Here is an 18,480-nt window from a genome sequence, read left to right as displayed (position 1 = left end):
ATCCCTCGGGTGCTACTCGTCGAGCGCCAGCTCTTTGGGGAGCTCGAGGTCGCGGGCGGTCAGCTCTTCGACGTTCACGTCTTTGAACGTGAGCACACGGACCGACTTGACGAAGCGGTCGGAGCGGTAGACGTCCCAGACCCAGACGTCGGTCATGCTCAACTCGAAGTAGAAGTCGTGCTCGGTGTCGCGACGGACGAGCTCGACCTCGTTGGCGAGGTAGAACCGGCGCTCCGTCTCGACCACGTATCGGAACTGCGACACCACGTCGCGGTACTCGCGGTACAACGCGAGCTCGACCTCGCGGTCGTAGTCTTCGAACTCGTCTTCGTCCATCGAGGAGCCATCTTACGCGGCATCCGGGACGACGACCGCCCCGGCACCACCGGCCTCAGTGGAGCCAGGTCACGCGATGCAGGGGCGAGGGGCCGAGCTCGGCAAGAGCGCCGAAATGCGCAGACGAACCGTAGCCCTTGTTCCCCGACCACCCGTAGCCGGGGTGGACGCCGTCCGCCTCGATCATCAGCCGGTCGCGCTCGACCTTGGCGATGACCGACGCCGCCGCGACCGAGGCGCAGTCCCGATCCGCCTTGACCCTCGTCGTGATGCGGGGCGGGGTGGCCAGCTGCGGCGACAGGTAGTCGTGGTTGCCGTCGAGGACGACCACGGAGCGCATGATCCCGACGCCCTGATGGTGCAGGGCCGTGAGGGCGCGACGCCCGGCGAGTCCGAGCGCTGCGACGATGCCGAGCTCGTCCACCTCGTGCGCCTCGGCGAAGCCCACCGCGTGGTGGGAGACCCAGGCGGTCGCGAGCGGATACAGGACCTCACGCCGCTTCTCGGACAGGAGCTTCGAATCCCGGAGACCGACGGGCATGTCGACGCAATCGGCCGGCACGGCGCCGAGGCCGACCGCGACGGGGCCGGCGATGGCCCCACGCCCCACCTCGTCGCAGCCGATGACCCAGGAGGCGCCCCCCGCGTGCAGCTCCCGCTCGACGTCGAGGGTGGGATCGACGACCGCCATCACTCGCCCTCGCGTTCCGTGCCGCGGAAGACCTCGGGGTGGTCGTCGAGCCACTGCCACCGGGTGGAGGGCCAGCTGACGACGAAGGCGCGACCCACGACGTCGCTCAGGGGCACGAATCCCCTGCTCGGCGTCGAGCCGTTGTACCGGCTGTCTTTCGAGTTGTACCTGTTGTCGCCCATCACCCAGAGGGAGTCCGGCGGGACCGTCACCGAGAAGTCGTCTCCGGAGACCCGGGCCTCGCCCTCGGGCTTCAGCACGTACGGCTCGGTGAGCGGGACGCCGTTGACGGACATCTGCCCGAAGTCGTTGCAGCAGGCGACCGTGTCACCGGGCAGCCCGATGACCCGTTTGATCAGATGGTCGTTGCTGTCGCGGGTGCCGAGGCCGATCTGCGTGAGGAACCACGCGGCGCCGTCGGTGACGGGGTTGCCGGAGGTCGTCGTCACGGGAGCCGTGCCGTCGAGCCACCCGCCCGGGTCCGTGAAGACGATGACGTCGCCTCGCTGGACGTCCACGACGTCGGGCACGAGCTCGTTCACGATGATGCGGTCGTCGATCTGCAGCGTGTTCTCCATCGACCCGGAGGGGATGTAGAAGGAGCGGATCAGGAAGGTCTTGACCAGGAAGGAGATCAGCAGCGCGATCACGAAGATGACCAGGATGTCCCGGAGGAAGACGGCGAGGCCTCGGGGGCGGCCACCGCCCCGGGAGGGACGCGGACGACGCCGATGTGAAGATGTGTTGTCTGTCATTTAACCGCCCGAGCTCCCCGCCATCGTATACGGCGGGGAGCTCGGGGATGTTCTCAGGAGGCGATCAGTTGTCGCGCTTCTCCTTGATCTTGGCCTTCTTGCCGCGCAGCTCGCGCAGGTAGTACAGCTTGGCGCGGCGCACGTCGCCGCGGCTCACGATCTCGATGTGATCGATGACCGGCGAGTGGACGGGGAAGGTGCGCTCGACACCGACCTGGAAGCTGACCTTGCGGACCGTGAACGTCTCGCGGACGCCCTCGTTCTGCTTGCCGATGACGACACCCTGGAAGACCTGGACGCGCGAGCGCGTGCCTTCGATGATGTTGACGTGCACCTTGACGGTGTCGCCCGCACGGAAGTCGGGGATGTCCGTGCGCAGGCTTGCGGAGTCAACCGCGTCGAGGATGTGCATAGTCGTTCGCTCTCTGCAACCGCCACAGGTCGACTGCCGTTCGTGGTGGGAGACCACCGATTCGTGATGAAGAGGATGTGCGCTGAGATGGCAGACTCCCCTGTGGCAGAGTCGTGCGCAGGCACGAAGATCAAGTGTGCCACAGGCCGGAGGCCCCGCGCTACAGAGGGCCGGTCCGCATCAGGGACGACGGGGCCCGTCGTCGGTGCGCGGCTCGATGCGGATGACCGGGCCGTCGCCGCGGGCCGAGCCGGACGAGGCGGCGTCGGGCCAGGGCGTCGACGGCCGTCGCGCACCGGCCTGGGCCACGCCGATGCCGGCGACCCGGTCGAGTTCCGCCATCGAGGCGGCCACCCGCCGACCGGTCTCGCGGAGCAGCTGCCACCCGCCGGAGACGACGAGGGCGATCACCGACGCGATGGTCAGCACCGACGCCAGGGCCGAGAGCGCGGTCGAGAGATCGAGGTCGCCGCCGGTGGCGGCGGTGAATCCCGAGGCGGCCCCCGCTCCCGACGAACGATCGACGAGGAAGAATCCGAGGGCGAGCTGGGCGAGCCAGGCCGCGACGAGAAGTCCGGCGTCGAGCCACGAGACGGCCCTGCTCGACCGCACGCTGCGGCGAGCGACGATCAGCCCGGCGGCGACGACGTGGCCCGCGAAGAGCAGGGGGACGAGGAGCACCTGCCCGACGAACTGCAGACCCAGCGGCGCCCCGAAGAACGCACGGCCGAGCAGGACCCACAGGGGCAGGACGAAGACCAGGGGCCAGAGGAGGCGGAAGAGGATTCGGCGCGTCGTCATGCCCACCAGGGTACGAGAGGGAGGACGCGAGTCCGCTGCATCATCGGGATCACCCCGGCGAGGGAGATCAGTCGAGGAGGTCCGGACGGACGCGACGAGTGCGCTCGAGCTGCTGGAGGTGACGCCACTCGGCGATCGCGCCGTGGTTGCCGCTCAGCAGGACCGGCGGCACGTCGAGGCCCCGCCACGATGCCGGCTTCGTGTAGCTCGGGTACTCGAGCAGCCCGTTCTCGTGGCTCTCTTCCGTCAGGCTGGCGGGGTTGCCGACCATCCCCGGGACGAGTCGACCGATGGCCTCGATCATCGCGACGACGGCGACCTCGCCGCCGTTCAGCACGTAGTCGCCGAGGCTGATCTCGCGGACGGAGACGCGCGTCGCGGCGTGGTCGACGACCCTCTGGTCGATGCCCTCGTAGCGGCCGCACGTGAAGACGAGATGCGGTTCGAGCGCGAGCTCGCGCGCGACGGCCTGGGTGAACGGGGTCCCGGCCGGGGACGGGACGATCATCGTGGTGGTCTCGGGCGTCGCCTCGTCGCCGAGGACGTGATCGAGCGCGTCTCCCCACGGCTCGGCTCGCATCACCATGCCGGCGCCCCCGCCGTAGGGGGTGTCGTCGACCGTCCGGTGACGATCGTGCGTGAAGTCGCGCAGATCGTGCACCGCGACGTCGAGGAGGCCCTGCTGGCGCGCCTTGCCGATCAGCGAGATGTCGAGCACCCCGAAGAACTCGGGGAAGATCGACACGATGTCGATGCGCACTATCAGACCTCGTCGGTCGTGTTCGCGTCGCCGTCGGTCGGGCCGTCCGTGTCGGCGTCGACGAGCTCCTCGAAGAGCCCAGCGGGAGGCGTCACGACGACGACCCCGGCCTCGATGTCGACCGACGGGACGAGCACCGAGACGAACGGCACCAGCACTTCGCCGGAGGGGGTGGCGACGGCCAGGAGGTCCTGAGCGGGAAGGTGGTCGATCCGCGCGACCGTTCCGACGGGGACCCCGTCTCGCTCGACCCGGAGACCGATGAGCTGGTGGTGGTACCAGGCGTCGTCTTCGTCGGGGAGCTCGGTGAGGTCCTGATCGACCCAAAGGATGGCCTTGACGAGCGACTCGGCGCCGGTGCGGTCGAGGACGCCCTCGAAGAAGCCGACGGGATGCCCGTTGTACCAGCGCAGCTCGGCCAGGGTCAGGGTCTTGCCGTGCCACTCGCTGGTCTCGGGGACCTGGAGGGTGAACTCGGCACCCGGGACGAAGCGCGTCTCAGGGGTGTCGGTGAAGAGCTCGAGCTTGAGGGCGCCCTTGAGCCCGTGGGGCTTCGTCAGGCGCCCGACCCGCAGCTGCGTGGTGTCTTCGGTGCTCACGGGTCAGAGGTCGCCGTCGACGACGTCGACTCGGACGCGCTTGCCGTCGGCGAGGGCCGAGACGAGGGTGCGCAGCGCCTTCGCGGTCCGACCGGCCCGACCGATGACGCGACCGAGGTCGTCGGGGTGCACGTGCACCTCGAGGACGTCGCCGCGCGGCGAGGTCGAGGCCACGACCTGCACCTCGTCCGGGTGATCGACGATCCCCCGGACGAGGTGTTCGAGTGCAGGTGCGAGCACTGACTACGCCTCGGTGGTCTCGGCGTCGTCGGCAGGGGCCTCGGCGGGAGCCTCGGCCTTGGCGGGCTTCTCCGACTTGGGGACGAGGACCGGCTTCTTCTTCTCGTCGGCGACGAAGGCCTCCTTGGGGGCCTTGGTCTTGACGGTGCTGACGGCGTCGGCGTCGCCCTTGAACTTGCCCCAGTCGCCCGTGAGCTTCAGGAGCGCCGCGACCTGCTCGGTCGGCTGCGCGCCGACTCCGAGCCAGTACTGCGCGCGGTCCGACTCGACCTCGATGAACGAGGGCTCCTCGGTGGGGTGGTACTTGCCGATCTCCTCGATGACACGACCATCGCGCTTGGTGCGCGAGTCGGCGACGACGATGCGGTAGTAGGGGGCGCGGATCTTGCCCATGCGCTTGAGACGGATCTTGACAGCCACAATTCTCCTGTGTGATGTGATGTGGGCGAGTTGCCAGCCGTGAGCGTGGGGGCACACTCGGCTCGAAAGCTCTGATGGGGTCTGGTCGTCCGCCTGATTAGAGGGTCGGGCGGACGGAGACTCGACCCACCATTGTTGCAGACGAACGACCGGTTCCACCAATCCCCGGCGCTCGGGTTTCCCGGCGCGTCGCCGTGCGACTCCCCTGTCCCTCCGCCGGTCTCGCCGCGACCACGACTGGCAGGATGGACGCCGCGTGCGACACTCGACGCTCGCGGCGGACCGACGGAGGGCCCCGACCATGCGCATCGACTTCACGAGCTCCGAGCGCTCGACCCTCGGCATCGAGTGGGAGCTGGCACTGGTGGATCGCGAGACCGGCGATCTGGCTCCCCACGCTCCGGCCATCCTGGCCGATCTCGCGCACCTGAACGCCGACGGCCCCGAGCGGCTGACGCACGAGCTGCTCACCAACACCGTCGAGGTCGTGAGCGGCGTCCATCGCCGCGTCGCCGACGCCGTGGACGACCTCCGCTCGGTCATCGACGCCGCGCACCGGTCGGCCGACGTCGTGGGGGCCGACCTGATCTGCGCGGGCACCCATCCCTTCGGCCGCTACTCCGACCAGGAGGTCACGCCCGGCAGCGAACGGTACGCGACCCTCATCGACCGCACCCGCTGGTGGGGTCGGCAGATGATGATCTGGGGCGTCCACGTGCACGTCGGCATCGATTCGCGCGAGAAGGTCCTCCCCATCCTCAACGGGCTGCTGACCCACCTCCCCCACTTCCAGGCCCTCACCGCCTCGAGTCCGTTCTGGGTCGGCGAGGAGACCGGTTACGCCTCGAACCGCGCACTCATGTTCCAGCAGCTGCCGACCGCCGGACTCCCCCCGCAGTTCGGCGCCTGGGCGAACTACGAGGAGATGGTGGCGGACATGACGCACACGGGCGTCATCGACCACCACAGCGAGCTCCGCTGGGACATCCGCCCGTCACCGAAGTGGGGCACCCTCGAGACGCGCGTCTTCGACGGAATCTCGACGTTCGGCGAGGTCGCGGCGGTCGGAGCGCTCGTCCAGTGCCTCGTCGACGACATGTCGCAGTCCCTCGACGACGGCGAGGAGCCGCCGCAGATGCAGCCCTGGTTCGTCCGCGAGAACAAGTGGCGTGCGGCCCGGTACGGCATGGACGCCATCGTCATCCAGAACTCGGCGGGAGACGAGCGACTCGTGACCGACGACCTCAGGGATCTGATGACGCGCCTCGAGCCCACCGCCGAGCGTCTGGGATGCCTCGCCGAGCTGCGCTCGATCGACTCGATCATCGAGCACGGCGCGAGCTACCAGCGTCAGCTCTCCGTGTCGGCCCGCCATGGCGGCGACCTGCGGCCGGTGGTCTCATCGCTGGTCCGGGAGCTGCGAGAGGGCGTCGACACGACCCTCTGACCCGAGGAGGCGCGGTGCCCTGCCGCGGGCACCGCGCCTCCTGCGGATCGATCGGCGGACGAGGCCCGCCGAGGGGTGCGATCAGCCGCGCCCGAGCATCTTCTGCAGCGACGCCAGCTCGTCGGGGGTCGGCGCCTTGTCCCCCTGCGCGCCACCCAGGCCGAAGCCCGAACCGGCGGCTCCCGGCGACCCGGCGGGCTTGCCCGACGCGAGTGCGGCGTTCTGGGCCGCGCGCTTGGCGGGGTTGCCGGCCTTCGAGCCCTTCTTCTTGGCGGCGGGCCGCTTGCCGGCGTAGGAGGCGCCGGGGATCGGACCCATGCCCGGCATCTGGGGCACACCGCCCTTGGCCACGGTCTTCATCATCTTCGAGGCCTGCTCGAAGCGCTGCACCAGCTGATTGACGTCGGTCACGGTCATGCCGCAGCCCTTGGCGATGCGCAGACGACGCGAGCCGTTCAGGAGCTTGGGCAGCTGGCGCTCCTGGGGGGTCATCGACTGGATGATCGCCTCGGTGCGGACGATCTCGCGCTCGTCGAAGTTCTCGAGCTGCTCGCGCATGCCCTTGGCGCCCGGCAGCATGCCGAGCATGCCCTTGATCGAGCCCATCTTCCGGAGCTGCTGCATCTGCTTGAGGAAGTCGTCGAGGGTGAACGAGTCGGTCGCGATCTTCTGCGCGACCGCCATCGCCTCCTCTTCGTCGAACGCCTGCTGCGCCTGCTCGATGAGCGAGAGGATGTCGCCCAGGTCGAGGATGCGACTGGCCATGCGGTCGGGGTGGAACGGCTCGAAGTCGTCGAGGCCCTCACCGGTCGACGCGAACATGATGGGCCGACCCGTGACCGACGCCACGCTGAGCGCCGCACCACCGCGGGCGTCGCCGTCGAGCTTCGAGAGCACGACGCCGGTGAAGTCGACGCCCTCTTGGAAGGCCTTCGCCGTGGCCACGGCATCCTGACCGATCATCGCGTCGATGACGAAGAGCACCTCGTCGGGGTCGACGGCCTTGCGGATGTTCGAGGCCTGCTTCATGAGGTCGGCGTCGACGCCGAGACGACCGGCCGTGTCGACGATGACCGTGTCGTAGACCTTGTCGCGGGCGAACTTGATGGCCTGCTTCGCCACCTTGACGGGGTCGCCGACGCCGTTGCCCGGCTCGGGCGCGAAGACGGCCGCACCGGCCTGCTCGCCCACCACCTGGAGCTGCTGGACGGCGTTGGGGCGCTGCAGGTCGGCCGCGACGAGCAGCGGCGTGTGACCGTCTTTGGCCAGCCACTTCGCGAGCTTGCCGGCCAGGGTCGTCTTGCCGGCGCCCTGGAGGCCGGCGAGCATGATGACGGTCGGCGGGTTCTTCGAGAACTCGAGCCGCCGCTGCTGACCGCCGAGGATCTCGACCAGCTCTTCGTTGACGATCTGCACGACCTGCTGGGCGGGGTTCAGCGCCTTGCTGACCTCGTCGCCCAGAGCCCGCTCGCGCACCGTGGTGGTGAACGCCTTGACGACCTCGAAGGCGACGTCGGCGTCGAGCAGCGCCCGCCGGATCTCGCGCACGGTGCCGTCGACGTCGGCGGGGCTGAGCTTGCCCTTGTTGCGGAGGTTCTTGAAGGTTTCCGCGAGGCGGTCGGAGAGCGTTCCAAATGTGGCCATGGTGACGACAGCTTAACCGACGTCGGCGGACCGCGTGGTCGTGACTAGGCGATGAGGTTCTGCACGAAGACGTGCGGCGTGAAGCCGGTCAGATCGCCGATGCCCTCGCCCTGTCCGACGAGCTTGATGGGGATGCCGGTCTGCTCCTGCACGGCGAGCACGAAGCCCCCGCGCGCCGAACCGTCGAGCTTGGTGAGCACGAGACCGGTGACGCCCGCGTGCTCGATGAACGCCTGCGCCTGGGCGAGACCGTTCTGACCCGTGGTCGCGTCGAGGACGAGCAGCACCTCGGCGATCTCGGTCTGCTTCTCGACGACCCGCTTGATCTTGCCGAGCTCGTCCATCAGGCCCGACTTGGTCTGGAGTCGGCCGGCCGTGTCGATGAGGACGATCTCGATGCCCTCCCGCATCGCGAGCTCGACGGTCTGGTACGCGACGGAGGCCGGGTCCTGGCCCGGCTGCTGCGGACGAACGATGCGGGCCCCCGCCCGGTCGGCCCAGGTCGCGACCTGCTCGACGGCGGCCGCCCGGAAGGTGTCGGCGGCCCCGACCACGACCGAGCGGTCGTAGTTGCGGAGGAACTTGGCGAACTTGCCGATCGTCGTGGTCTTGCCCACCCCGTTGACGCCGACCATCAGCACGACCGCCGGGCGGTTGCTGAGCTTCAGGGTCGAGTCGAGCTTCGAGAGACGCTCTTCGAGGACCTCGCGCAGCATCCGCTTGAGATCGGCCGGGTCGGTCGTGCTGTAGCGCTGCACCTTGGCGCGGAGGTCGTCGACGACCTGCTCGGTGACGTCGGGGCCGAAGTCGGCGCCGATCAGCGCCTCCTCGAGGTCGTCCCAGGTCGTCTCGTCGATCGTCTTCTTCGCGAACATGCCACGGAGTGCACCGGAGAGGGACCAGGGGGAAGCCATGCCGTCAGCATATTCGGCCCCCGGCGGACATGCAGACCGTGCAGAGGCTGTAAGATCGGCGAGTTGAAGGGGAGTACTCCCGCGCGGTGGCGTCGTCAATACGGAAGAGACCGATCTCGACCCGGTGCACCGGTTCGCCTGCGTTCGTCGAGAACGTCGCGCGAGTGGAGGAGACCTTCAGTACCCGCTGCGTACTGGAGGTACGACCATGGACGTCCACTTCATAACCTGGGCGATCACCATCGCCGGCATCATCGGCCTGCTGTTCTTCGACTTCTTCAGTCACGTGCGCACCCCGCACGAGCCGACGATCAAGGAGTCCGCCATCTGGTCGGGCGTCTACATCGGCATCGCGATCCTGTTCGGCGTCGGCGTCGGCGTGTTCTCGAACTGGACCTACGGCGGCGAGTACTTCGCGGGCTGGATCACCGAGAAGGCCCTCTCGGTCGACAACCTGTTCGTCTTCCTGATCATCATGACGAGCTTCGCCGTGCCGCGGATCTACCAGCAGAAGGTCCTGCTCGTCGGCATCGCGATCGCCCTCCTCTCGCGCGGTCTCTTCATCGCCGCCGGCGTCGTGATCATCGAGAACTTCTCGTGGGTGTTCTACCTCTTCGGCATCCTGCTCTTCTGGCTCGCCTACAGCCAGGTGCGCGGCGGCCACGACGACAAGGACGAGGCCGACAGCAAGCTCATCCGGACCCTGCGTCGCATCATCCCGACGTCGAAGGACTACGACGGCCAGAAGCTCACCACCAAGGTCGACGGCAAGCGCCTCTTCACCCCGCTGTTCCTGGTCATGGTCGCCATCGGCCTGACCGACGTGCTCTTCGCCCTCGACTCGATCCCCGCGATCTTCGGTCTGACCCAGGAGGCCTACATCGTCTTCACGGCCAACGCCTTCTCGCTCCTGGGACTGCGTCAGCTGTACTTCCTGATCTCGGGTCTGCTCGAGCGCCTCGTCTACCTCGCCCAGGGGCTCGCCGTCATCCTGGCGTTCATCGGCGTGAAGCTGCTCTTCCACGCCCTGCACGTCAACGAGGTGCCCTTCATCAACGGCGGCGAGCCGATCGAGTGGATCCCCGAGATCCCGATCTGGTTCTCGCTGGGGTTCATCCTGCTGACGATCGCGGTCGCGACCGTCCTCAGCCTCGCCAAGACGCGACGCGACGCGCGGGCGGCCGCCGCCGGCGACCGCTCCGGCGTCACGAGCACGACCGACGACGACCACTAGCCCGACCCGTCGTGCGGTCGCCGTCCGCGACCGCACGCCGCAGATCCATCGAACGGAACCACCATGCGCCTCGAACTCATCCGTCACGGACAGACCGACTGGAACCTGAACGACAAGCTGCAGGGGTCGTCGGACATCCCCCTCAACGAGACGGGGCGCGGCCAGGCGCTCGAGGCCGCCGGCCTCCTCGCCGGCGCCGACTGGAGCGCGATCGTCTCGTCACCGCTCGGCCGTGCCCGCGAGACGGCGCGCATCATCGCCGACACGCTCGGCATCGAGCTCGGTGACGCGTACGACGAGCTCATCGAGCGCGACTACGCGTCGAACGAGGGCCGCCGCCCGGTCTCGCCGATCCCCGACGAGCCCAACGACGACTACCCCGACATCGAGCCCCGCGAGTCGGTGTCCCGCCGCGGCATCGGCGCCCTCGAGACGATCCGCGACACGCGGCTGCCCCTCGACGGCGACGACGCGCACATCGTCGTCGTCTGCCACGGCACGATTATCCGGTTCATCCTGTCCGAGATCCTCGGTCGCGAGGTGCCGCACATCGAGAACGCCGCGGCGAACACCGTCGAGTGGGACGGCGCGGCCTGGCACGTGCTGAGCATCAACGGCGGCGTGGTCGACACCGACATCGACTGAGGACGCCGGTCCGACGACGGAGGCCGAGGAGGCGCGCACGAGATGGTCGCGCCTCCTCGGCCTCCGTCGCATCCGGGTGCGGCTCAGCGAGCCGCCCGGCCGAGCAGCGTCCGGAGGGACGGCCCCGTGGTCCCGCGGGCGAGGACGGACGCGGCCACCAGCAGGACGATCAGGACCACGCCGCGCACGAGACCATCGAAGTAGTAGCTGACCCCGAGCAGCGCCAGCCCGTTCGAGAGGATCGTGAAGATCAGCACGCCGATCAGCGTCCCCACGACGTTCGGCCTGCCGTAGCGGCTGAGCGTCGCCCCGATGAACACCGCCCCGATCGCGTCGAGCACGTAGGCCTGGCCGCTGCCCGCCACGAAGCCGTAGCTGCGGGAGGCCAGGAGGACGCCCGCCACGGACGCGATCGCTGCGGCCACGACGAAGGCCGCCCCGAGAGCGGGACGCGTGGCCCGACCGGCGATGGTCGTCGCCGTCCGCTGCTCCCCCGCCGCCGTCACGACCCGGCCCCACCGCGTCCGATCGAGGAGCAGCCAGGTGACGATCGCCAGGAGCGCCGCGGCGGCGACCGGGAACGGGACGCCCGCCACGGTCGCATCGCCCAGGGCCGCGAACGACTCCGGCGTGGCCGGTCGCCGCAGGTAGATCGGCGCACCGCCGTCGGTCAGCAGCTGCTGCACGCTCGTGCCGACGAACCAGACGCTCAGGGTCGCCAGGAATGCGCGGATGCGGAGAACGGTGACCAGCACGGCGTTCACGACCCCGGCCAGCGTGCCGAAGGCGAGACCCGCGACGACGGCGAACCAGGTCACGTAGCCGTCGGCGATGAGGGCCGTGGCCCCCAGCGCGGCGAGGTCGACGGCGACCCCGATGGACAGATCGATGCCCCCGCTCCGGACCACGACCGTCATGGCGCACGCCGCGATCGCGACCAGCGCGGCCGCCGACAGCACCGACCGGAGGTTGCCGCCGGTCGCGAAGGTCGGGGTGAGCAGCCCGAAGACGAGGACGATGACGACGAGCGCCCCGGGTGCGAGGAGGCGCGTCGCCAGACGGCGGAGGCGATCGGGGTCGGACGGCGGGGCGACCGCGGGAGCGGATCCGCGGGACGGACCCGCGGCGGGATCGGGGCTCGACGGCTGCTCGGGTGACGGGCGGTCGGTGACGGTGCTCATCGCACGAGTCCTCTCTCTCGGACGGCGGCCAGGGCGAGCACGGCCAGGATGAGGACGCCCTTGACGACGCCGACCCACTGGCTGCCGATGCCGAGCAGGGTGAAGCCGTTGACGAGCGCCGCGACGAAGACCGCCGCGACGAGGGTTCCGCCGATGGTGACGACGAGTCGGCGGGAGAACACGATGGACATGTAGGCGGTCAGCACGATGTCGAGGAGGATCTGCTCGCCGACGTCGGGGACGGCGGCGGCCAGACGCGAGGCGAGGACGATCCCCGCGACGCCGGCGAGCAGCGCCGACAGGACGTAGCTGCCCGCGACGTACCGCCAGACCCCCACCCCCGTGACGGACGCCGCCGTGGGGTTCTCGCCCACCGCGTAGCTGCGGACGCCCCAGGTCGTCCGCCCCACGGCGAGACCGACCACGACGGCCACGACGGCGAGGACGACGATCGGAGCCGGGACCCCGACGAGATCGCCGGACCGCAGCCAGCGGAAGACGGCGTCGTCGAGCGGCACCTTGACGTTGCCCGTGGCCAGGTAGACGACGCTGGTGACGATCCCGCCGGTGGCGAGCGTGACGAGCAGGGGGCTGACGCCGAGGACGACGACCGTGCCGTTCAGGGCGCCGAAGCCCGCCGAGACGAGCAGCGCCGCCGCGATCGCGGCCGGGGCTCCCCCTCCGGCGGTCGCGACGAGGGCCGCGACGACGCCCGAGACGGCGACGACGGCGCCGCTCGAGAGATCGATCCCTCCTCGGACGACGTCGTCGCCGCCGGTGATCACGACGATGGCGAGGCCGAAGCCGGCGATCGCGTACACGGCGGCCTGCGAGAGGATCGACGCCGCGTTACCCGGCGTCGCGAACGACGAGGAGGCCGCGGCGAGGACGCCGAACTCGACGACCACGACGGCCCAGCCGAGCAGCGAGACCCAGCGGGGCGCGCCACGGCGACGGGCCCGCGGCCGCTCGGGCCGCTCGGGCGTCGACGAGGGCGGCGGCGGCGGCGCGGCGGACGGGTGTCGGCCCGCCGCCTCCACCCCGTGGGTGCCCACGGCGCTCACGCGGCGGCCCCGGACGCCACGGCGAGCACGCGGTCGACGGTGGCGTCGGCGTGCTCGATGACGGCGCGCACGCGGCCGCGGTAGAGCACCACGATGCGATCGGCCAGGCCGACGAGCTCGTCGAGGTCGACCGTGACGAGCAGGACGGCCGCGCCGTCGCGGAGCTGCTCCTCGACCCGGTCGTAGACGGCCTGCCGGCTGCCGACGTCGACGCCGGCCGTGGGCTGGTCGAGCACGAAGACACGGGATCCGGCCGCCAGCCAGCGACCGAGCACGACCTTCTGCTGATTGCCGCCCGACAGACGACCCGCGACGGACTCGGGGTCGGCCGGTCGGACGTCGACGTGCGCGACCTGCTGCCGGGCGAGCTCCCGTTCGCGACCGCGGTCCACCCAGAGACCCAGGCGCGAGGTGACCCGCGGACTCGCGAGCGCGATGTTCTCGCGGACCGTGTGCCGCAGCACGACGCCGTCCCGTCGACGATCGCTCGGGACGTGGGCGCCCCCGGCGCGGACGAACGCCGCCGGGGTCCGGATGCTGCGCGTGCCCACCCGCACCGCGCCTCCTCGGCGCCGGAGGCCCGTCACGGCCTCCGCCAGCACCTCGACGCCGGAGCCGACGAGACCCGTCACCCCGACGATCTCGCCGGGGCGCACCGCGAGATCGACGCCGTCGAGGTGCCCGGCGACGCTCAGCCCCTCGATCACCAGCGACGGGTCGGCGCCGAGGCCCGCGCCGTCGCGACGGCGACCGCCGTACTCGTCGACGCGGCGGCCGACCATGAGCTCGACGACGCGGTCGAGTCTCGTGCGGGCGAGGTCGTCGGAGGCCTCCCGGCTCGTCGCCGTGACCTCGTCCGCATCGTCGCGGAGGTCGACCTCGCCGACGACCGACCCGTTGCGGAGGACGACCACCCGGTCGGCGATGTCGTCCACCTCCTGCAGGTAGTGGGAGATGTACACGATCGGGACGCCACGGGACCGGAGGCGCGCGACGGTCTCGACCAGCCGCGCGACGTCGTGCGCGGCGAGCGGCGCCGTGGGCTCGTCGAGCACGAGGACCCGCGGCTCGGACAGCACGGCACGGGCGATCTGCAGCAGCTGCCGCTCGGCGACGGTGAGGTCGTCCACGAGCAGGTCGGCGCTGATCTCGAGCCCCACGGAGGCGCGGAGGTCGGACTCCGCTCGACGGCGGAGGGCCCGGGGCGAGACCCAGCCCCGACGCCCCTCGGAGCGTCCGAGGTAGAGCTGCTCGGCGACCGTCAGCCGCCCGGCCTGATGGCGGTCCTGGTGGACGACGCGGATGCCCAGGCGCTCCGCGTCGGCTGCCGTCGCGATCCGCACCGGCACGCCGCCGAGCGAGATCGTGCCCGAGTCGGCGGGGTGGAACCCGGTCAGGATCTTGATCAGGGTCGACTTGCCGGCCCCGTTCTCGCCGACCAGGGCGACGACCTCGCCGGGTGCGACGTCGAGGTCGACGCCGTGCAGCACCTCGACGCCGGCGAACGACTTGATGATGGAGCGGAGCGCGAGCGCGGCGCCCGGCGTGGGCGCGGGCGTGGGTGTGGGTGTCGTCACAGGCCCAGCTCCTCGCGCTTCTCGGCGATGTTCTCCTTCGTGATGAGGACGGGCGGGAGGTAGCTCGTGACCGGCACGTCGGCCTCGTCGCCGCCGAGGAACCGCGCGACGTTGTCGACCGACGTCGTGCCGATGGCCGAGTTCTGCTGGGCGACCGTCGCCGTGTACGACGAGTCGGGGTCGGCGATGAGATCGAGCGCGCCCTGGTCGGCGTCGACCCCGTAGATCCGGATCTCGTCACGGCCCGCCGCGTCGACGGCCTGCGCGGCCCCGATCTGAGGGGTGTCCCAGCACGACCAGATCGCCTGGATCTCCCCCTCCGGGTACCGCTGCAGCGCGTCGGTGACCTGCTGCTTGGCGTCCTCGATGGTGCCGACGTACTTGTCCTGCAGCTCGGGGGTGATCAGCTCGATGCCCGGGTAGTCCTTCAGCACGAGCGACAGCTCGTCGTAGCGGATGCGGCAGGGGGCGACGCCCGGGAACCCGTTGAAGACGAGGATCCTGCCCTCGCCCCCGATGTCCTCCGCGATCGTCCGCGCGAGGGTGGAGCCGATCTGCCAGTTGTCGCTCGTGACGTTGTTCTCGCTGAACTCGCTGACGTTGTCGATGGTGAACAGGGGGATGCCCGCCTCGTGGACCTTCTCGAGCTCGGGGGCGAGCGTGGTGGCGTCGCCGAGGATGACCACGATCGCGTCGACGTCGCGCGAGAGGAGGGCGTCGATGTCGCTGACGTGCTTGTCGTCCTTCGCCTCGGCCTGCGTGGCGACGACGGTGCCGCCGAGCGCCTCGACGCGGTCCTGCACGTTCTCGTAGACGATGCGGCTGAAGTCGTGGACGACGTCCTTGGCCGCGACCCCGACGGTCTTGCCCTCGAGGCTCGGCACGTCGGCCGTTCCCGCCGTCGCGGCAGCGGGCGCCGGCGCGTCGTCGGCGTCGGCCGTCGAGGTCTTCAGCGAGCAGGAGGTGAGGACGAGGACGACGCCGAGGGCGGCGGCGACGACGGGGGCGAGTCGAGCGGGGCGGGTCACGGTCATGATGTCCTCGGGGTGCGGGAGGCCGGCGGGCCAGGGATGTCGACGCGGCGGTCCACCGCGGTGGCCACATCCTGGAGGGTGCGCGAGGGCGCCGGGAAGACCCGGCGCCATGCACGGTCACAGGGGGTCACGGGGCGTAACGGGCGTCCGCCGCGATCGGGGGCGGCCCTAGCGTGACCGACTACACCCACGACTGGAGGCCACGGATGACCGATCTGCTGAACCCGCCGACACCGTCCCCCGCACCTGCTCCCCCCGACGCCGCGACCCCGCCGCGCAGCCACTGGACCGGCGTCGCCGACGCCGACGAGCTCGCGCGCTGGACGGCCGTCGCCCTCGACGTCGCCGCCGTCCTGGCCCGCGACGTGCTCGAGCGGGACCGCCGCGGGGCCGACCCCACGACCGAGCTCGAGCCCCTGCGGGCCAGCGGTCTCGTGACCCTCCTCGACCCGGCGGCCTTCGGCGGGGGCGGAGCGCACTGGCAGACCGCGTTCCGAGTGGTGCGCATCCTGGCCCGGGCCGACGGCTCGTTGGCGCAGCTGCTGCTCTACCACTACGTCAACGTCGCGAACATCGCCACGAGCGCGCCCGCCGCCGAGCGGGAGCGCTTCTACCGTCGGACCATCGAGGGACGCTGGCTCTGGGGCGACTCGGTGAACCCCGTCGATCCCGACCTCCGCCTGCGACCCGACGGCGACGGGTACCGCCTCGACGGCCTCAAGCGCTTCTCGACCGGCGTCTCGTCCGGCGACCGGGCGCTCGTCAACGCCGTGGTCACGGGCGGCGAGCGCGAAAGCGACGTGATCGCCTTCGTCATCGACTCGCACGCCGACGGGGTGGAGCACCTCGGCGACTGGGACGCCCTCGGCCAGCGGCAGAGCGCCTCCGGCAGCGTGCGCTTCACCGACGTGCGCGTCGAGCCCTCCGACGTGCTGGGCGCCCTCGACGGCGAGCCGTTCTCGACGCTCATCACCGCCGCGATCCAGCTGGGATTCGGCAACCTGTACCTCGGTCTCGCCGAGGGGGCGCTGGCGGCCGCTCGTGACATCACGATCGCCCGCCCGAACGCCTGGTTCCTCAGCGATGCCGAGCGCTACGCCGAGGATCCGTTCGTGAGGCGGCTCTACGGCGAGCTGGTCGCGCAGGCGGCCGCGGTCGAGGCCCTGGCCGACCGGGTCGGCGTGCTCTTCGACGCGGAGACGGCGAAGGGCGACGGCGTCACGGCCGAGTCGCGCGGAGCGCTGGCCATCGAGATCGCCAAGGTGAAGGTGGTCTCGAGCGATCTCGCGACGGACGCGACGTCGCGCGTCTTCGAGGCGACCGGGTCGAGCTCGACCCGCAGCTCGGTGGGTCTCGATCTCTACTGGCGGAATGCGCGGACGCACAGTCTTCACGACCCCGTCGACTACAAGCGGCTCGAGGTCGGCGCGCACTTCCTGACCGGGGTCCTCCAGCCGCTGTCCCTCTACACGTGAGCGCCGTCGACGTGACCCGCGCGCCCCTCGACCTCGAGTCGGCCCGGGCGCGGTTCGCCGACCTGTTCGCGCGCATCGCCGACGGGGCCGCCGACCGCGAGCGACGGCGCGAGCTGCCGAGACGGGCCCTCCGGGATCTGCAGGAGGCGCGGTTCGGCGCGATCACCGTCCCCGTGTCGCACGGCGGTCTCGGTCTCGGCCTCGCCGACGCCATCGACCTCCTCGGCGAGCTGGCCGAGGCCGACTCGAACGTCGCGCACGCCCTGCGCGGGCATCTCGAGTTCGTGGAGGACCAGCGCTCGTTCGCCCCGTCCCCCGCCCGCGACGACTGGCTGCGACGCATCGCCGACGGCGAGCTGATCGGCAACGCCTGGAGCGAGCGGGGCACGGCGGCCCTCGGCACGACGGCGACCCGTCTCGTCGAGGCGCCCGACGGGACGCTCGCCGTGCACGGCGCGAAGTACTACACGACGGGCACCCTCTACGCCGACTGGACCGACGTCACCGTCGGTCGCGACGGCCTGCCCGACACGGCCGTCGCCGTCCGCGTCGACCAGCCCGGCGTCACCGTGCTCGACGACTGGGACGGCTTCGGTCAACGCCACACGGGCACCGGCACCGTCGTCTTCGACGGGGCGGTGGTGCGACCCGAGCACGTCTTCGACGGCATCGAGCGCGCCCCGCACCAGACGCCGTTCTTCCAGCTCGTGCTGAACGCCGTCCTCACCGGGATCGCGCGGGCCGTCGTGCGCGACGCGGTGGCGAACGTCACGGGCCGCAGCCGGGTGTACAGCCACGGCAACGCCGACCGCGGTCGCGACGACCCGCAGCTGCAGGCCGTCGTCGGCGAGCTCTCGGCGACGGCGTTCACGGCCGAGGCGCTCCTCCGCCGCGGAGCCGAGGCGGTCGAACGCGTCGCCGTGGCCTCGCGCGACGGCGCCCGCCCCGCCGGCCTCGACGATCTCGTCGCCCGGGCCGGCGCCGACGTCTACCGGGCCCAGACCGTCTTGAGCGACGCCGTTCCGGCGGCCGCATCGCATCTGTTCGACGCCCTCGGCGCCTCGAGGGTCTCGGTCGACGCCGCCCTCGACCGTCACTGGCGGAACGCGCGCACGGTCGCGTCGCACAACCCGCAGGTCTTCAAGCGGCGGATCGTGGGCGAGTGGGTGCTGAACGGCGCTCCCCCGCCGACCGCCTGGGCCATCGGCGTCGCGCCGGGCACGGGAGGCGGGCCGCGCGCGTCGTGACGGC

20 protein-coding genes are annotated in these 18,480 nt (G+C 70.8%); 5 read left to right on the top strand and 15 right to left on the bottom strand.

What is annotated here, in order from left to right:
* Nucleotides 1-12 precede the first annotated feature (12 nt).
* The 9 genes from ASF17_RS05760 to rpsP all read right to left on the bottom strand — a co-directional run bounded on the left by ASF17_RS05760 (nt 13) and on the right by rpsP (nt 5,014).
* Nucleotides 13-336, bottom strand: coding sequence for a DUF2469 family protein (locus tag ASF17_RS05760; protein ID WP_055796429.1), 324 nt, complete (start codon nt 334-336; stop codon nt 13-15).
* Between the two features lie 55 nt (nt 337-391).
* On the bottom strand, nt 392-1,027 hold the full coding sequence (locus ASF17_RS05755; RefSeq protein ID WP_055796426.1) for a ribonuclease HII: 636 nt from the start codon (nt 1,025-1,027) through the stop codon (nt 392-394).
* Nucleotides 1,027-1,782, bottom strand: a complete 756-nt coding sequence (gene lepB / locus ASF17_RS05750; protein WP_055796423.1) for a signal peptidase I — start codon at nt 1,780-1,782, stop codon at nt 1,027-1,029. Before lepB ends, ASF17_RS05755 begins: the two co-directional genes overlap by 1 nt.
* Before the next feature lie 64 nt (nt 1,783-1,846).
* The gene (gene rplS, locus ASF17_RS05745) at nt 1,847-2,194 is read right to left on the bottom strand and encodes a 50S ribosomal protein L19 (RefSeq protein WP_055796420.1); all 348 of its coding nucleotides are present in this window, start codon (nt 2,192-2,194) and stop codon (nt 1,847-1,849) included.
* Nucleotides 2,195-2,374: 180 nt separating this feature from the next.
* Complete coding sequence (locus ASF17_RS05740) at nt 2,375-2,995, bottom strand: hypothetical protein (protein WP_156357317.1); 621 nt, start codon at nt 2,993-2,995, stop codon at nt 2,375-2,377.
* 67 nt (nt 2,996-3,062) lie between these two features.
* Nucleotides 3,063-3,755, bottom strand: coding sequence for a tRNA (guanosine(37)-N1)-methyltransferase TrmD (gene trmD / locus ASF17_RS05735; RefSeq protein WP_055796414.1), 693 nt, complete (start codon nt 3,753-3,755; stop codon nt 3,063-3,065).
* A 2-nt stretch (nt 3,756-3,757) separates the two neighbouring features.
* Nucleotides 3,758-4,354: a ribosome maturation factor RimM gene (rimM, locus tag ASF17_RS05730; RefSeq protein WP_055796410.1), complete on the bottom strand. Its 597-nt coding sequence runs from the start codon at nt 4,352-4,354 to the stop codon at nt 3,758-3,760.
* A gap of 3 nt (nt 4,355-4,357) precedes the next feature.
* Nucleotides 4,358-4,594 carry an RNA-binding protein gene (locus ASF17_RS05725; RefSeq protein ID WP_055796407.1) on the bottom strand — a complete coding sequence of 79 codons (237 nt, stop codon included), beginning with the start codon at nt 4,592-4,594 and terminating at the stop codon, nt 4,358-4,360.
* A gap of 3 nt (nt 4,595-4,597) precedes the next feature.
* Complete coding sequence (rpsP, locus tag ASF17_RS05720; RefSeq protein WP_055796404.1) at nt 4,598-5,014, bottom strand: 30S ribosomal protein S16; 417 nt, start codon at nt 5,012-5,014, stop codon at nt 4,598-4,600.
* 301 nt (nt 5,015-5,315) lie between these two features.
* Between rpsP and ASF17_RS05715 the strand changes: the two genes are divergently transcribed.
* Nucleotides 5,316-6,461 (top strand): glutamate--cysteine ligase, encoded by a 1,146-nt coding sequence (locus tag ASF17_RS05715; protein ID WP_055796401.1) that lies wholly within the window; start codon nt 5,316-5,318, stop codon nt 6,459-6,461.
* 81 nt (nt 6,462-6,542) lie between these two features.
* On the opposite strand, the gene ffh is transcribed toward ASF17_RS05715, so the two are convergent.
* On the bottom strand, nt 6,543-8,105 hold the full coding sequence (ffh, locus tag ASF17_RS05710) for a signal recognition particle protein (protein WP_055796397.1): 1,563 nt from the start codon (nt 8,103-8,105) through the stop codon (nt 6,543-6,545).
* A 44-nt stretch (nt 8,106-8,149) separates the two neighbouring features.
* Complete coding sequence (ftsY, locus tag ASF17_RS05705; RefSeq protein ID WP_055796393.1) at nt 8,150-9,019, bottom strand: signal recognition particle-docking protein FtsY; 870 nt, start codon at nt 9,017-9,019, stop codon at nt 8,150-8,152.
* Nucleotides 9,020-9,227: 208 nt separating this feature from the next.
* On the opposite strand from ftsY, the gene ASF17_RS05700 reads away from it, so the two are divergent.
* Both ASF17_RS05700 and ASF17_RS05695 read left to right on the top strand, forming a co-directional pair.
* Entirely contained in the window at nt 9,228-10,253 is a 1,026-nt protein-coding gene (locus ASF17_RS05700) for a TerC family protein (RefSeq protein ID WP_055796390.1), read from the top strand.
* Nucleotides 10,254-10,316: 63 nt separating this feature from the next.
* A complete protein-coding gene (locus ASF17_RS05695) occupies nt 10,317-10,898 on the top strand; it encodes a histidine phosphatase family protein (protein ID WP_055796388.1) in 582 nt (193 codons plus the stop codon).
* 83 nt (nt 10,899-10,981) lie between these two features.
* Here the strand turns inward: ASF17_RS05695 and ASF17_RS05690 are convergent, their stop codons facing one another.
* Genes ASF17_RS05690 through ASF17_RS05675 form a run of 4 tightly spaced genes read right to left on the bottom strand, consistent with a single transcriptional unit; the run spans nt 10,982 to nt 15,754 of the window.
* A complete protein-coding gene (locus tag ASF17_RS05690; RefSeq protein WP_055796385.1) occupies nt 10,982-12,079 on the bottom strand; it encodes an ABC transporter permease in 1,098 nt (365 codons plus the stop codon).
* Entirely contained in the window at nt 12,076-13,143 is a 1,068-nt protein-coding gene (locus ASF17_RS05685) for an ABC transporter permease (protein WP_055796383.1), read from the bottom strand. Before ASF17_RS05685 ends, ASF17_RS05690 begins: the two co-directional genes overlap by 4 nt.
* The gene (locus ASF17_RS05680; protein ID WP_055796381.1) at nt 13,140-14,720 is read right to left on the bottom strand and encodes a sugar ABC transporter ATP-binding protein; all 1,581 of its coding nucleotides are present in this window, start codon (nt 14,718-14,720) and stop codon (nt 13,140-13,142) included. The genes ASF17_RS05685 and ASF17_RS05680 overlap by 4 nt, the downstream gene beginning before the upstream one ends.
* Nucleotides 14,717-15,754, bottom strand: a complete 1,038-nt coding sequence (locus tag ASF17_RS05675) for a sugar ABC transporter substrate-binding protein (RefSeq protein ID WP_055796377.1) — start codon at nt 15,752-15,754, stop codon at nt 14,717-14,719. Before ASF17_RS05675 ends, ASF17_RS05680 begins: the two co-directional genes overlap by 4 nt.
* Nucleotides 15,755-15,960: 206 nt before the next feature.
* Between ASF17_RS05675 and ASF17_RS05670 the strand changes: the two genes are divergently transcribed.
* Together ASF17_RS05670 and ASF17_RS05665 are read left to right on the top strand one after the other, a co-directional pair.
* Complete coding sequence (locus ASF17_RS05670) at nt 15,961-17,229, top strand: acyl-CoA dehydrogenase family protein (RefSeq protein WP_082475096.1); 1,269 nt, start codon at nt 15,961-15,963, stop codon at nt 17,227-17,229.
* Nucleotides 17,226-18,476 (top strand): acyl-CoA dehydrogenase family protein, encoded by a 1,251-nt coding sequence (locus tag ASF17_RS05665; RefSeq protein WP_055796374.1) that lies wholly within the window; start codon nt 17,226-17,228, stop codon nt 18,474-18,476. The genes ASF17_RS05670 and ASF17_RS05665 overlap by 4 nt, the downstream gene beginning before the upstream one ends.
* Nucleotides 18,477-18,480: the final 4 nt, after the last annotated feature.

Origin of the sequence: Frigoribacterium sp. Leaf263 (assembly GCF_001422285.1) — a bacterium.
GTDB lineage: Bacteria > Actinomycetota > Actinomycetes > Actinomycetales > Microbacteriaceae > Frigoribacterium.
The sequence above is the reverse complement of the archived record's forward strand: the minus strand, read 5'-3'. Positions and strand labels throughout refer to the sequence as shown.

What these genes read in the sequence shown, in the direction of transcription:
- ASF17_RS05700 (WP_055796390.1), top strand. Translation starts at nt 9,228, where the DNA reads ATGGACGTCCACTTCATAACCTGGGCGATCACCATCGCCGGCATCATC.
- ASF17_RS05715 (WP_055796401.1), top strand. Translation starts at nt 5,316, where the DNA reads ATGCGCATCGACTTCACGAGCTCCGAGCGCTCGACCCTCGGCATCGAG.
- rplS (WP_055796420.1), bottom strand. Translation starts at nt 2,194, where the DNA reads ATGCACATCCTCGACGCGGTTGACTCCGCAAGCCTGCGCACGGACATC.
- lepB (WP_055796423.1), bottom strand. Translation starts at nt 1,782, where the DNA reads ATGACAGACAACACATCTTCACATCGGCGTCGTCCGCGTCCCTCCCGG.
- ASF17_RS05690 (WP_055796385.1), bottom strand. Translation starts at nt 12,079, where the DNA reads ATGAGCACCGTCACCGACCGCCCGTCACCCGAGCAGCCGTCGAGCCCC.
- ASF17_RS05670 (WP_082475096.1), top strand. Translation starts at nt 15,961, where the DNA reads ATGACCGATCTGCTGAACCCGCCGACACCGTCCCCCGCACCTGCTCCC.
- ASF17_RS05675 (WP_055796377.1), bottom strand. Translation starts at nt 15,754, where the DNA reads ATGACCGTGACCCGCCCCGCTCGACTCGCCCCCGTCGTCGCCGCCGCC.
- ASF17_RS05695 (WP_055796388.1), top strand. Translation starts at nt 10,317, where the DNA reads ATGCGCCTCGAACTCATCCGTCACGGACAGACCGACTGGAACCTGAAC.
- ftsY (WP_055796393.1), bottom strand. Translation starts at nt 9,019, where the DNA reads ATGGCTTCCCCCTGGTCCCTCTCCGGTGCACTCCGTGGCATGTTCGCG.
- ASF17_RS05760 (WP_055796429.1), bottom strand. Translation starts at nt 336, where the DNA reads ATGGACGAAGACGAGTTCGAAGACTACGACCGCGAGGTCGAGCTCGCG.
- ASF17_RS05740 (WP_156357317.1), bottom strand. Translation starts at nt 2,995, where the DNA reads ATGACGACGCGCCGAATCCTCTTCCGCCTCCTCTGGCCCCTGGTCTTC.
- ffh (WP_055796397.1), bottom strand. Translation starts at nt 8,105, where the DNA reads ATGGCCACATTTGGAACGCTCTCCGACCGCCTCGCGGAAACCTTCAAG.
- ASF17_RS05755 (WP_055796426.1), bottom strand. Translation starts at nt 1,027, where the DNA reads ATGGCGGTCGTCGATCCCACCCTCGACGTCGAGCGGGAGCTGCACGCG.